Raw genomic sequence first — 14,809 nt, 5'->3', positions numbered from 1 at the left:
TTAAGAGGATTAGAGATGTTGAAACACTATGTCAAAGTCGCCCTCCGGTTGATAAAACGGAGTTTCCTGTTCTCGTCTATCAATATGTTAGGCTTTGTGATAGGGATGACTGCCGCTTTCCTGATTTATCTCTGGATTGTGGACGAGTTGACGTTTGAAGATTTTCAGAAGAACAGGGATTCGATCTACCGGGTAATTGCGGTAGAACAAGATGCCGGCGGAGAGGTGAAGGAATCTGCCTATACGGTGGCGCCGTTGAGCAAAGCCTTCCGGGATGAGTTCCCGCAGGTGGAGAATGCTACTTTTACGCTGAACTTCGGAACTTTGAATCTGCATTCGGGAGCGAACCTGATCGAGGCTAAATACATGTATGTGGATACTACTTTCTTTGATCTTTTCAGCTTTCCGGTCGTTGCCGGCGATCCTGCACTGATGAAACGGGACCCGCAACAGATCGTGCTGGCCGAATCGGCTGCACGGAAGCTGTTTGGCGAAACATCGGCTGTCGGCAGGGAAGTGACTTGCCGGTTCCTGGGGCAAACATTCCGCTATAAGGTGGCGGCTGTCCTGGAAATCCCGCGTAAAAGTCATATAAAGTTTGAAGTGTTGTTGAGCGAACAGGCTTATCCGGCTCCGGTCGGTTGGGATTTTACCGAGGGGACAACCGTGTATGTCCAATTAAGGAAGGGAACGGTTTTGTCCGACGCCGACCGGGAGAAGATGGGGCGCGTCTGGCTCAGCCATGATGAAAAAGGGAAATCTCTGGTGTTCCAGCCTTTGGAAGATATCCATTTGCATACTTCTTTTAAAGACCCGGAAGTGGATAATCATGGGAATATGTCCCAGATCTATCTGTTTATGGTTCTGGCTGCACTGATTATCTTTATGGGAGCGTTCAATTTTACAACCTTGTCTACGGCACGCGCTTCCCTGCGCTTCAAGGAAGTCGGAGTGCGGAAGGTGACGGGGGCGAAGCGTAAGACGCTGGTGGTGCAATTCCTGGCGGAGAGCCTGGTACAAGCTTTTCTCTCGCTGGTTCTGGCATTGGCACTGACGGAATTGTTGTTGCCGTTTTTCAATCACCTTGTCGGGAAAGATATCCTGTTGACATTCGGTTGGCAGACTTTGCTGTTTGTCCTGTTCGGGATTATCGGAGTCGGTTGCCTGGCCGGTGCGTTCCCAGCTTTCTATATGTCGTTGTTCAATCCGTTGCAGGCCTTTAAGGGCGGACGGGCGACCGGGAAGAAAGGTTTGCTGATCAAAGGGTTGGTGTGCGTGCAGTTTGTCATTGCCATAACGATGGTGTTTGCGACTTCTGTCGTATTCAGGCAACTTCATTATCTGCAAAATGCGGATTTAGGGTTGGATAAAGAAGATATGATTGTGGTCGATTGCGGATTCTTCGACCTGATGTCTTATATGGGAGGTTACGGGATAGACGATTATAAACAAGCCGTACTGAAAAATCCGAATGTGAAACAGGTCACCGGAGGGGCTGAACTCTCGAATTATCTTCAGGGACATAGTTTTGAGGAGAGTGTCTTCAGCTGGGCGGACGCGACCGGACAGGTCGATTCGTTGAAAGCGGTAGGGATGGCCGGTGACGCGGATTTTATGGAGACATTAGGGCTGACTCTACTGAAAGGCAAGCCGTTCGGCGCAGACAAGAACGCTTTTATGGAGGGTGCGTATGCGAAAGAGTTGTCGATCGTCATTAACGAAACAGCCTGGAGGATGATGCAAGTGGAAAACCCGGTCGGTATGCTTCTCCAGAACAAAGGCGGGTATGGAGAGACGTCGAGGATAGTCGGCGTCGTGAAAGACTTTAACTTCCAACCTCTGCGGGAAAAGGTAAAACCTGCTTTTTTGTATTATTCCCGCCGGTTCTTGAACATCCTTTATATAAAGATATCACCAGTGAACAAGGCTGAAACGTTGAAGTTCCTGAAAGAAGAATATGAGAAGATGCGTCCGGACAATGTGTTTACTTACCGTTTTTTCTCGGATGCCCTTCGCCAGAATTATGCCCATGAACGCCAACTTGGACAGATGTTTTTGATCTTTACTGTACTTGCTATTCTTGTCGCCATGATGGGTGTCTTCGGTCTGGTCGCCCTTTCGACAGCGCAACGGACAAAGGAAATAGGTATCCGGAAGGTCAACGGCGCTCATTCGGACCGGATCGTGAGGATGTTCTGCCGGGAATATATGATTTGGGTCGGCGTAGCGTTTGTGATTGCCTGCCCGTTGGGTTATCTCTTTATGGCTCGCTGGTTGAGCAACTTTGCTTATCAGGCAACGGTCGGCTGGTGGCTTTTCCCGATGGCGGGACTGGTTATTCTGCTGATTACGATACTGACAGTTATTGTCCAGACCTGGCGTGCCGCTTCCCGGAATCCGGTGAGATCATTGCGTTATGAATAAAGAATAAAATAGATATAAAGATATGCTGAAACATTATGTAAAAGTCGCACTCCGACTGATAAAGAGGAGTTTTCTGTTTTCATCCATCAATATGTTGGGTTTCGTGGTCGGGATGACGGCCGCTTTCCTGATCTATCTTTGGATTGTGGATGAGTTGACGTTTGAGGATTTTAATAAAAACAGGAATGAGGTTTACCGGGTGATAAGGGAGGTTGAGAATGCTGATGGGCAGGTTCCGTCTACGGCTACACCGTTAAGTGGAATATTCCGGAAAGATTATCCGAAAGTTGAGAATGCTACATTTATTAAATATAGTAATGCAGCTGATTTTCATTTCGGAAATGATTTTATTGTGGCGAAACTGGCGTATGTGGATACAACGTTTTTCGATGTGTTTGATTTCCCGGTTGTAGCAGGTGATCCCAAGTTGATGAAGAAAGATCCGCAACAAATCGTAATATCGGAAGAAACGGCAAAGAGAATGTTTGGTAATGCTTCGGCTATAGGGAAAGAGGTGATTCATAATTTTTGGAGGGAGCAACGGCCTTATAAAGTAGCCGCTGTATTGAAAGTTCCGCGCAAGAGTCATATCCAGTTTGATGTATTGATCGGTTGGAACTCTTTTTTGTCTTATCATAAAGAAGAGGAAAATAATTGGGGTTGGTCAGAACGAATGCATGTTTATATCCAGTTGAAAAAGGGACAGAAATTGACTGATGCAGATCGGTTGGCAATGCGTAATCTATGGCTCGATCATTCACAATGGGGGAAACCGTTGGATTTCCAACCATTGTCTGATATTCACCTGCGTACGACTTTCAAAGAGCCGGATGATGTGTATAATCACGGTAATATGCAGCAAATCTATTTGTTTGCGGCTTTGGCTGCTTTGATTGTCTTTATGGGTGCGTTCAACTTTACCACGTTGTCGACTGCACGTGCTTCTCAACGTTTTAAGGAGATCGGTGTGAGGAAAGTGACAGGAGCAAAACGCCATATGCTGATTACACAGTTCCTTTCGGAAAGTTTGGTACAGGCTTTCTTGGCGTTGTTGCTGGCACTTGCCTTGACTGAGTTATTATTGCCGTTGTTTAACCGTTTTGTCGAAAAAGATATTGTGCTGATATTTAATTGGCAGACGGTGTTATTCATATTATTCGGAATCTTGGGAATTGGTTGTTTAGCCGGAAGTTTTCCTGCTTTTTATATGTCGTCGTTTAACCCTTTGCTGGCTTTTAAAGGCGGACAAGCAACAGGAAGGAAGGGCGCATTGGTGAAAGGTCTTGTATGCGTGCAGTTTGTGATTTCGATTGTGATGATTATCGGAACGGTGGTTGTCTTTAAACAGTTACACTATTTACAAAACGCAGATGTCGGGTTAGATACGGAAAATCTGGTTATGGTAGATGTAGATGACTGGCGTGAAGAATCTATACCTTATAAGCAGGAGGTTTTGAAGAATTCACATGTAAAAAGCATAACAATAGGTGTTGATCTTTCTGATTTTTTACAAGGATATCGTTGGGAAACTTCGAAATTTAGCTGGCAAGATGAGATTGGAAGGATGGATTCGTTGGAGATGGTAGGACTGGTTGGAGACCGGGACTTCTTCCAAACTTTAGGCTTGGAATTGGTGAAAGGTGAAGCGTTTGAGGCTGATCCTGATAAATTTTGGAGTGGGGCTTATAATGTAACTCCAATTGTCATTAATGAAACAGCTTGGAAAATGTTGGATGTAGAAAACCCTGTGGGTATGATATTGAAGGGTGATTTAAATTTTACCGGTCGAGGAACTTCACGTATAGTTGGTGTCGTAAAAGATTTTAACTACCAACCATTACGGGAAAAAATTCGTCCCGTATTTATATATTATACGAATCAACTACTTGTTAAGATGTATGTTAAAATTTCTCCTGTAAATCAGGCAGAGACATTGAATTTCCTGAAGACAAAATATGAAGAGATGCGGCCTAACCATATTTTTGTTCCTCAATTTTTCAAGAGTGTCCTTAAGAATAACTATACCCGTGAGCGGCAGCTCAGCCAAGTGTTCCTTATTTTTACTATTCTTTCGATTCTTGTCGCCATGATGGGTGTCTTCGGTCTGGTCGCCCTTTCGACAGCGCAACGGACAAAGGAAATAGGTATCCGGAAGGTCAACGGTGCTCATTCGGACCGGATCGTGAGGATGTTCTGCCGGGAATATATGATTTGGGTCGGCGTAGCGTTTGTGATAGCCTGCCCGTTGGGTTATCTCTTTATGGCTCGTTGGTTGAGCAACTTCGCTTATCAGGCAACGGTCGGCTGGTGGCTTTTCCCGATGGCGGGACTGGTTATTCTGCTGATTACCATACTGACAGTTATTGTCCAAACCTGGTGTGCCGCTTCCCGGAATCCGGTGACATCACTACGTTATGAATAAAAAGAAAATGATAAATAAGAAATAAAAAGCAAACAGTTATGATAAAAGCAATTAATCTGACAAAAGTTTTCCGCACGGAAAGCGTGGAAACAACAGCCTTGAACGGCATTAATCTGGAAATAAACGAAGGTGAATTCCTGGCAATCATGGGGCCTTCCGGTTGTGGAAAATCAACTTTACTGAATCTGTTGGGGTTGCTGGATAATCCGACGGACGGCGAACTATGGTTCCTCGGGCAGGAAGTGTCGCGGTACACGGAGAACAACCGGACGGATTTACGGAATGGGAATATCGGTTTTGTTTTTCAGAGTTTTAATCTGATAGACGAACTGACGGTCTTTGAAAATGTGGAACTTCCTTTGCTCTACGCCGGTGTATCGGTGAAAGAACGGGTGGATAGAGTCAATGCCGCCCTCGACCGGATGCAGATAGCCCACCGCTCGGAGCATTTCCCACAGCAACTTTCCGGCGGGCAGCAACAACGTGTGGCGATTGCCCGTGCCATAGTCACGAACCCGCATATCGTGCTGGCGGATGAACCGACCGGGAACCTGGACTCTGTCAACGGCAACGAAGTGATGAACCTGTTGCAGGAACTGAACCGGGAAGGAACGACAGTCGTAATGGTCACCCACTCCGAAGAGAATGCCCGGATGGCCGGCCGTCTGATCCGTATGATAGATGGGAATATACTGACTGAAAGCAGAAAATAGGATAACATTTAAATCTAAGAAAAAGATGAATAAATTAAGTTTGAGTTGGGTGTTCTTTCTCTTAATCGCTTGCAGTTCACCTAAATCGGATACATCAACTTATCCGGTAGCAGATGTAAGGGCCGGAATCAGTAATCCGGGCACTCTGAAGCTGAGTGATGAAATAGAAGAAGTCATGTATGTGCCCCTGGAAGTAACCTCCGATGATGCTTCGCTGATAGATGGCGTTGCCAATTATGCTGTTACGAGTCAATATATCTATGTGCTTCCGGTGAAAGAGCAACGAATCGTCTTGTTTGACAGGCAAGGTCATTTTATCAAGACATTGATCCCGTTCGGACAGGGGCCGGGCGAGTTTAGCGGCTATGTAGCCAGTATGCAGGCGGATGAAAAGAATAACCGTCTTTATTTGTTCAGTACAGACCGTGTCGAGGTATATACGTTGGACGGGGAACCTGTCCGGCATTTTGCTCATGATTACCAGGTTGTCTATCAATACTCGGTTGGCAAGGACCGCCTGGCAGCTGTGTCAATGCCCTACGTCCCTTTTCAGGAGGGAAGTTTTGGTATCGGTGTCTTTACGGAAAACGGTGACACGGTTGTTATGAAGAATGATTTTTATTCTCCTTTGGTCCCACATGATAAATCAGGGTTGACTATTCGGATTGCTGCAGCTTATTCCGAACAGTTGAAATCCGTTTTATTTAAGACCGGCAGTAATGATACGCTATACCGGATGTCAGACAATCAGATTCAGCCTGCTTGTGTTTTGAGTTTACAGAATTCGGACAAAGAGATCATCAGTTCGGTCGATGTTACGGACTTTAATAGTTTGAGGGATTTCGGGGATGATAAAGATTACTTTGTTTCCGATATCTTTGAAACGCCTGCACGTTATTATTTCCGTTTGAGGAATAATCAAGGACATTTGGTTGCTTCCGTCGATAAGAAAACAGGTGAGACATTGGTGGAGAAGTGTGAACAGCCCGTTTCGTTGGCAGAACTGTCGGTTGCTACTTTGCTGCATGGAATGTTAGGAACAAGAAGTTATCAGGGTTTCCCGGTTTGGGGAAGTACGGCGGGGAATGATCTGGTCCAGGTCGTAACGGCTGGCGAACTTGATTTCTACAAGAGCCTTCATTCCGTCTCAATTCCCGACCAACTGAAAAGTATGGAAGAAGATAGTAATCCGGTCTTTATCTTTTACAAGTTGAAAGGAGTGTAAATCGTTATTTATGGCTCATATTTGGCAAGTTTTGAACCTCCTGCAAATCTGATGAATATTACAATAACCCCCATTTCGGACGTTTTTCTATTTCGTCCGAAATTCTGATCGATTTTAGATTGACTCTTTTCACGGTTTAAACTCCCCTTCCTGACAATAGAAAAAACGAGGTGCGCAGCCCGTTCCGAAAAGCGTGCAATTTGATTGCCGAAAGACGGAAACGCCGACAATGTGATAAAGCTTAACTCCCGGAGAATCGAATATTTGAAAATAAAACGGACGGCGTCCCAAATATCCCAAGGAAATTCAGGTGCTTTTTTGCCCTTACAACGGTCCTCTTTCCAATTACGACCGTCCAAATCTCCATTACGACCGTCCTAATCTTCGCGAGCTGCCGAGTACACTACACATTAGCACGGTCGCGATGGCAAAGAGGACGGTCGTAATTGCTGGAAACGCTCAAAAAAGAGGAAAAAGTCCCTTTTTGAGGTCCAAAAAGCGGATTAACATTTGTTTTGTTTCGGATGTCTTTTGAACCTTAAAAAAGCGTTTTATACAATAAGCCCCCCCGATAGTTGAAAGTATCGTCAACTATTCCGGCCTGACGGAAGAAGAGATTGCTTCTTTATAATCGGATTATTTGTTTGCCAAAAGCAAATATTAACGCTTGATTCTTAATTGTCGTTTAAATTTCTTTCTACCTTTGCCTACTTAAAACTAAAAAACACAAACTTAATTCTTGCGCTATGTTAACTCAGATTATAAATGGCAAGATCCTTACCCCACAGGGCTGGTTGAAAGACGGTTCTGTTCTGATAAGCGATAACAAGATTCTGGAAGTGACGAACTGCGACTTAGCAGTTGTTGGAGCCACTTTGATAGACGCCAAAGGCATGTATATCGTGCCGGGCGGAGTAGAAATCCATGTGCACGGCGGTGGCGGACGTGACTTTATGGAAGGCACGGAAGAGGCGTTCCGGGTGGCAATAGCCGCTCATATGCAGCATGGTACGACCAGTATTTTCCCTACGCTGTCTTCTTCCACAATCCCGATGATCCGCGAGGCGGCTGCAACGACCGAAAAGTTGATGGCTGAAAAAGACAGTCCGGTTCTGGGACTTCACCTCGAAGGGCACTACTTCAACATGAAGATGGCTGGCGGACAGTTGCCTGAAAACATCAAGAATCCGGACCCGGAAGAATACATCCCTTTGCTGGAAGAAACACATTGCATCAAACGTTGGGACGCAGCTCCCGAACTTCCGGGCGCTATGCAGTTCGGAAAATACATCACATCGAAAGGCGTGGTGGCTTCCGTCGGGCATACACAGGCTGAATACGAAGATATCCAGACAGCCTACGAGGCCGGATATACGCATGCGACCCACTTCTACAATGCAATGCCGGGTTTCCACAAACGTCGCGAATATAAATATGAAGGGACGGTGGAAAGTATCTACCTGATCGACGATATGACGGTCGAGGTTGTGGCTGACGGTATTCATGTACCGCCGACAATCCTTCGTCTGGTCTATAAGATCAAAGGGGTGGAACGCACTTGTCTGATTACCGATGCGCTGGCTTGTGCGGCAAGCGACAGCCAGACGGCGTTCGACCCGCGTGTGATCATTGAGGACGGTGTTTGCAAACTGGCGGACCGTTCCGCCCTTGCCGGCAGTGTCGCCACGATGGACCGCCTGATCCGTACGATCGTCCAGAAAGCGGAGATCCCGTTGGAGGACGCTGTCCGTATGGCTTCCGAAACACCGGCACGCATCATGGGCGTGTATGACCGTAAGGGCTCTTTGCAGCGTGGTAAGGATGCCGATATCCAGATTTTGGATAAGGACCTGAATGTACGTGCTGTTTGGGCGATGGGGAAATTGGTTGAAGGAACCAATAAGCTGTTCTAATTGAAAATTGAGAATTGAAAATTGAAAATTATGCTGACTCAGATTATAAATGGCCAGATTCTCACCCCGCAGGGATGGTTGAAAGACGGCTCCGTATTGGTAAGTGACGGTAAGATACTGGAAGTGACAAATAGCGACCTGGCTGTAATAGGCGCCAAGGTGATAGATGCCAAGGGAATGTATATTGTTCCCGGTTTTGTGGCTATGAACGTGCACGGCGGTGGCGGCCACGATTTTAAGGAGTGTACGGAAGAGGCCTTTCGTACGGCGGTTGCAGCCCACTTGAAACATGGGGCGACGACTATATTCCCTACTTTGTCCGCTTCCCCGAAAGAATCCATTTGCAAAGCGGTTTCTATCTGCGAGGGCCTGATGGCTGAAAAGAACAGTACGGTTTTGGGGCTCCATGTGGAAGGCCCTTACCTGAATGCAAAGATGGCAGGCAGCCTGTATGATGTGAAAGACCCGGATAAAGAGGAATATACTTCTATTCTGGAAAGTACCGGTTGCATCAAGCGTTGGGATGCCAGTCCGGAATTGCCCGGTGCGCATGACTTTGCCCGTTACCTCCGGTCGAAAGGCATTTTGGCGGCTATCACGCATACGGAAGCCGAGTTTGGAGATATCAAGGCTGCTTATGCTGCCGGTTTCACACATGCCGCCCAGTTTTATAATGCAATGCCCGGTTTCCATAAGCGTCGTGAATATAAATATGAGGGAACGGTGGAAAGCGTGTTCCTGATGGATGATATGACAGTTGAAGTGATAGCTGACGGCAAGCATTTACCTTCCACGATCCTCCGCCTGGTCTACAAGTTGAAAGGTGTGGAACGCACTTGTCTGGTGACCGACGCGTTGTCGTATGCCGCCAGCGATATAAAGCCGGATGAAGATTCGCGCATTATCATAGAAGACGGTGTTTGTAAGCTGGCAGACCACTCTTCGCTTGCCGGAAGTATTGCGACGATGGACGTACTGGTCCGCACAATGGTCCAGAAGGCGAATATCCCATTGGCCGATGCAATCCGTATGGCTTCCGAAACGCCGGCGCGCCTGATGGGGGTTGCCGACCGTACGGGAACTTTGCAGCGCGGCAAGGATGCCGATATCATCATCATGGACCGCAACCTGGCTGTCCGTGCCGTTTGGTCGCTGGGACATCTTGTTCCGGATGCCAATACATTATATTAATGTTTGTATTACCGGACGCAGACGGGCGCAGATGACGCAGAGGAACGCAGACTTATTTTCTTTTAAAACAATAATTATCTGTGTTCCTCTGCGTCATCTGCGCCTGTCTGCGTCCAGTAAATCTAAGTTTTATATATACTTCCTATCGATGTATTGATTTTTTAAATGGTTTGTAAAGCTGGATTCGTAGATTAATTGTTATATTTGTGATTCAAGTTATGAATGATATACTAAATCAATAATTAAACATGAAGACAGACCTTAGTTCGCAGATTACCCTGACGAGAATACCGCAACGGTACTATCGTCCGGAAAATGCTTTCGAGCATTCAGTTTTAACCCGTCTGGAAAAGATTCCGACAAACATCTATAAATCGGCCGATGAAGGCTCGTTTGCTATTGCCAAAGAGATCGCAGATCAAATCCGCAAGAAACAGGAAATCGGAGAAAACTTCGTGATGGCTATTCCCGGAGGCCGTTCTCCGTTGAGCATATATAAGGAATTGATCCGCATGCATAAGGAAGAGCAATTGAGCTTCCGCAATGTGGTTCTCTTTGTTGAGTATGAATTTTACCCGCTTGTTTCTTCTTCCGCCGGTAATGTGGCACAGTTGAAAGAGGCTTTGTTAGATCATATCGATATCGCTCCTGAGAATGTGTATGCACCCGATGGTTGTATGCCGAAAGATGCTATCATCGATTTCTGCCGGATGTATGAAGAAAATATCCAGAAGGCAGGCGGTTTGGATTACATTCTGTTAGGCGTAGGACATGCCAGCAATATCATGTTCAACGGTGTCGGAGCAAGTTTGAGTTCCCGTACACGCCTGGTTCTGCTGGAAGGTGCAGCCCGTAAAGAGGCTTCCCGTACATTCCCGTCATTAGATAATGTTCCGGCCGGCGTTATTACGATGGGTATTGCAACCATGATGAGGGCACGTAATGTGATCCTGATGGCATGGGGCGAGGATAAAGCCAATATCATTGCAAAGACAGTGGAAGGCAAGGTGAGCGACGCTGTTCCCTCTTCTTATCTGCAGAACCATACGAATGCGAAAGTAGTGGTCGACTTGTCCGCCGCTTACGATCTGACCCGTATCAGCCATCCCTGGTTAGTGACCAATTGCGAATGGGACAATAAGCTGATCCGCCGTGCAATCGTTTGGTTGTGCCAGTTGACCGGCAAGCCGATCCTGAAGCTGACAAACAAGGATTACAGCGAAAATGGCCTGGGTGAATTGCTTGCCCTTTACGGTTCCGCTTATAACGTAAATATCAAAGTATTCAACGATATCCAGCACACGATTACCGGATGGCCGGGCGGCAAGCCGAATGCCGACGATTCGAACCGCCCCGAACGTGCCACTCCGTATCCGAAGAAGGTGATAATATTTAGCCCGCACCCCGATGATGATGTGATTTCCATGGGTGGAACATTCCATCGCCTGTGCGAACAGCACCACGATGTGCATGTCGCTTATGAGACTTCCGGAAACATTGCGGTCGGCGATGAAGAGGTAATCCGCTACTGCGAATACCTGCGCGACGTATGTGAAAAGTACACAAAAGACGAAACGGTGAAGAAGAAAGCCGAAGAAATCATCCACTTCCTGCGTTATGAGAAGGTGGAAGGCGAGGCTGAAAAGCGTGACGTGCTCTTTATGAAAGGTACGATCCGCCGGGAAGAAGCCCGTGCCGGTGCCCGTTACAGCGGCATCAAGAGTGACGACCATATCCACTTCCTCGACCTGCCGTTTTACGAAACCGGGTTGGTGAAGAAGAACGACCTGGGAGAAGCCGACATCGCAATCGTAAAAAAGTTGCTGATGGATGTGCAGCCCGACGAAATGTTTGTGGCCGGTGACCTTGCCGACCCGCACGGGACTCACCGTGTCTGTCTGAATGCTGTCCTGGCAGCCCTCGATGAGCTGAAAGACGAAGAATGGTTGAAGAACTGCCGTATCTGGATGTACCGCGGTGCATGGGCCGAGTGGGAAATGGACCATGTGGAAATGGCTGTGCCTATCTCTCCCGAAGAATTGCGCCATAAGCGGAATGCGATCCTGAAACACCAGTCGCAGGCCGAAAGCGCTCCGTTCCTGGGTGATGACGAACGTTTGTTCTGGCAGCGTGCCGAAGACCGTAACCGGGCTACAGCCGAGCTGTATCACCAGTTGGGCCTTGCTTCTTATGAAGCGATGGAAGCATTCGTGCAATATGTTCCGGTTCGATAAACCCTGTTAAAACCGGACGCAGACAACGCAGAAGACGCAGAAAAACGCAGACTTTTATTTGTAATAAATATTGTCTGCGTTATTCTGCGTCTTCTGTGAAATCTGTGTCCGGTAATTTATTAGTAGGTAGTTCCCTGGAACACGTTAGAATCTGAATAAGGAAGCAAAGTTCCGTTCATTGTCAGATCGTTTCCTGAGAAGTTCGGGTCTACGGTTACCATTGCATTGTTGGTCCCGCTGTACAAGACGAGATTGACGGTAGCAGAGATAAAGATGCCCTGTACACTCATGGACAGATATACGTTTCCGTTGTTTTCCTGTTTGACCTGTACGTTGGAGGCAGATCCCTGTACGGTGATACCGCCTAATCCGTTAGGGCCGGGATAGGGAGAGTTGGAAGCAATCTGTACCATTGCCTGTCCGTCGTTCAGCGAAACGAAGTTGGTGTTGGAGTTTACATAGTAAACGCGCCCGTTCAACGGTTGTACGGAGTTGGCTTCGAGAACGAACGACTGGTTTGTGATAGCCTGCATGGCATTGTTGAATGCCTCTTCGCCCATAACGGCATCCTTAGCTAACCTTTCCTCTTTTTTCTCTTTTCTTTCCAGCTTTTTTTCAGCCTTTTCTGCAGCCTTGCTTGTCTGAGCCTGCACGTGTGTCATGCCACCCAACAGAAGGGTGCAGACCACCATCATTGATACAATTCTTTTCATACAATTTAGTTTAAAACGTTTATTCAAAAATGTAATAGAAAAACAACCGGATAGTGGAAATGTTTCTGGCAAGTACGCGATTACAGATACAATAACATTCTATCGGAGTATTTATGTTAATCGCGATATTTATGCGGGAAACTTGCCTGGAATGGTGCTCGGAAATGATTTATCCTGTATTTTTGTACGGATAATAATCGATTGATATGAAAATAGATGTTTGTTTTTCACCGGCTTTATACCCGGTTTACCATAATCCGGAAGCGATCGTTGTCGTGGTGGATGTATTCCGGGCAACAACGACAATGGCTGCCGCTTTCGGTAATGGCGTGCGCAGTATTCGTCCGGTGGCGACGGTCGAGGAGGCACAGGCGTATAAGGCAAAAGGGTGGCTGGTCGGTGCCGAACGGAATGTGAAACGGTGTGAGTTTGCCGACTTCGGCAATTCTCCGTTCGACTATACGCCGGAAAAGGTTTCCGGAAAAGATATCGTCTTTACCACCACCAATGGCACACGTGCGATCACGATTGCCCGTTCGGCTTACCGGGTGGTGACGGGAGCGTTTATCAATTTGCATGCCGTAGCCGGTTATTGCCTGGCGTATAAACGGGATGTAGTCGTGCTGTGTTCCGGATGGCAGGATAAGGTGAATATGGAAGATACGCTTTTCGGGGGAGCCTTGGCCGATATCCTGGTCAATACCGGCCTGTATGGGACGGGGAGCGATGCCGCTGTGATAGCCCGTGATATGTGGACGAATAACAAGAAAGACCCGGCTGGCTATCTGGAGCTGTCCGAGCATATAGCGCGCCTGAAAGCCAATCATCTGGAAGATGCCGTGCCCTATTGTCTGACGTTGAATCTGACAGACAAGGTGCCCGAACTTGTTGTGACCGAAGATGGAGTATTGATATTACGTTAATGAGGAGATAGAATAGATGGATAAACATACCGGAAAAGTACGTTTTGGAGTGGTCGGTACGAACTTTATAACCGACTGGGTGATCGCCGGGGCCCGGCAGGACGAACGCTTCGAGTTGGCGGCAGTCTGTTCCCGCAAGCAGGAGACGGCGGATGCTTTCGCAGCCAAACATCAGATACCGCATACATTCACTTCACTGGAAGAGATGGCGAAGAGCCCGCTGGTCGATGCGGTGTATATCGCCTCGCCGAATTTCCTCCATGCCGAACAAAGTATCTTGTGTATGAAACACGGTAAACATGTGCTTTGTGAGAAACCTTTCGCGTCGAATGCCCGGGAGGCGGGGGAGATGATTGCTGCATCCCGTGCATATAATGTTACGTTGATGGAGGCCATGAAGCCGACACTTACCCCTAATTTCCTGTCTGTACGGGAGAATTTAGGACGGTTGGGGATTGTGCGCCGCTATTTCTCTTCCTATTGCCAGTATTCTTCCCGTTATGACAAATTTAAAGAAGGGATTGTCCTGAATGCTTTCAAGCCGGAATTGTCGAACGGGGCGATGATGGATATCGGCATCTATACGGTTTATCCGATGGTTGTTTTATTCGGCCATCCGAACAAGATAGATGCTTCCGGAATCGTCCTGTCATCAGGAGCGGACGGGCAGGGGGCGGTCAACTTTGAATATGACGGAATGAATGCGACGGTTCTCTATTCCAAGATTGCCAACTCGTCTCTTCCGACGGAGATACAGGGTGAAGACGGCAATATGACGCTCGACCGGATCAATATCATCAGCAAAGTCACCTATACGCCTCGCCTGGCAGCGGCTTCCGGTAAAGGTCCGGTTGCCGAACCGCAGGATATCAGCGCCGTGACGGATCGGGACGAGTATTATTATGAGGTTGCCGAGTTTATCGACCTGGTCCTGTCCGGTAGACGCGAATCCGCGATTAACAGCCATGAGCATTCACTCATCACCCTGGAAATAATAGATGAGGTCCGCCGGCAGTTAGGGATTGTCTATCCGGCGGATCAGGAATGACAG

Annotated in this window: 10 protein-coding genes; 9 read left to right on the top strand and 1 reads right to left on the bottom strand. The window is 47.4% G+C overall.

All coding sequences use genetic code 11. From position 1 onward, the window contains the following. Positions 1-15 precede the first annotated feature (15 nt). The 7 genes from DW083_RS02555 to DW083_RS02520 all read left to right on the top strand — a co-directional run bounded on the left by DW083_RS02555 (position 16) and on the right by DW083_RS02520 (position 12,122). The gene (locus DW083_RS02555; RefSeq protein WP_122331323.1) at positions 16-2,424 is read left to right on the top strand and encodes an ABC transporter permease; all 2,409 of its coding nucleotides are present in this window, start codon (positions 16-18) and stop codon (positions 2,422-2,424) included. Positions 2,425-2,446: 22 nt separating this feature from the next. Continuing rightward, entirely contained in the window at positions 2,447-4,846 is a 2,400-nt protein-coding gene (locus DW083_RS02550) for an FtsX-like permease family protein (RefSeq protein WP_122331322.1), read from the top strand. 38 nt (positions 4,847-4,884) lie between these two features. Continuing rightward, on the top strand, positions 4,885-5,559 hold the full coding sequence (locus DW083_RS02545; RefSeq protein WP_115500909.1) for an ABC transporter ATP-binding protein: 675 nt from the start codon (positions 4,885-4,887) through the stop codon (positions 5,557-5,559). A 25-nt stretch (positions 5,560-5,584) separates the two neighbouring features. Then, positions 5,585-6,784: a 6-bladed beta-propeller gene (locus DW083_RS02540; RefSeq protein WP_122331321.1), complete on the top strand. Its 1,200-nt coding sequence runs from the start codon at positions 5,585-5,587 to the stop codon at positions 6,782-6,784. A gap of 746 nt (positions 6,785-7,530) precedes the next feature. Then, positions 7,531-8,697, top strand: coding sequence for an N-acetylglucosamine-6-phosphate deacetylase (nagA, locus tag DW083_RS02530; RefSeq protein ID WP_115500478.1), 1,167 nt, complete (start codon positions 7,531-7,533; stop codon positions 8,695-8,697). Between the two features lie 30 nt (positions 8,698-8,727). After that, positions 8,728-9,888, top strand: a complete 1,161-nt coding sequence (gene nagA, locus DW083_RS02525; RefSeq protein WP_122331319.1) for an N-acetylglucosamine-6-phosphate deacetylase — start codon at positions 8,728-8,730, stop codon at positions 9,886-9,888. Positions 9,889-10,136: 248 nt separating this feature from the next. Further along, positions 10,137-12,122 carry a glucosamine-6-phosphate deaminase gene (locus DW083_RS02520; RefSeq protein WP_122331318.1) on the top strand — a complete coding sequence of 662 codons (1,986 nt, stop codon included), beginning with the start codon at positions 10,137-10,139 and terminating at the stop codon, positions 12,120-12,122. 119 nt (positions 12,123-12,241) lie between these two features. Here DW083_RS02520 and DW083_RS02515 read toward each other — a convergent pair whose 3' ends face one another. Further along, complete coding sequence (locus DW083_RS02515) at positions 12,242-12,835, bottom strand: DUF4251 domain-containing protein (RefSeq protein WP_115500475.1); 594 nt, start codon at positions 12,833-12,835, stop codon at positions 12,242-12,244. 206 nt (positions 12,836-13,041) lie between these two features. Here DW083_RS02515 and DW083_RS02510 point away from each other — a divergent pair, with 206 nt between their 5' ends. Both DW083_RS02510 and DW083_RS02505 read left to right on the top strand, forming a co-directional pair. Then, positions 13,042-13,758, top strand: a complete 717-nt coding sequence (locus DW083_RS02510; RefSeq protein ID WP_115500474.1) for a 2-phosphosulfolactate phosphatase — start codon at positions 13,042-13,044, stop codon at positions 13,756-13,758. 16 nt (positions 13,759-13,774) lie between these two features. Further along, positions 13,775-14,806: a Gfo/Idh/MocA family protein gene (locus tag DW083_RS02505; protein WP_122331317.1), complete on the top strand. Its 1,032-nt coding sequence runs from the start codon at positions 13,775-13,777 to the stop codon at positions 14,804-14,806. Positions 14,807-14,809: the final 3 nt, after the last annotated feature.

Origin of the sequence: Parabacteroides sp. AF48-14 (assembly GCF_003477465.1) — a bacterium.
GTDB classification, from domain to species: Bacteria; Bacteroidota; Bacteroidia; order Bacteroidales; family Tannerellaceae; genus Parabacteroides; species Parabacteroides acidifaciens.
Note: the sequence above shows the minus strand (reverse complement) of the source record. Positions and strands in the feature narration are given on the sequence as shown.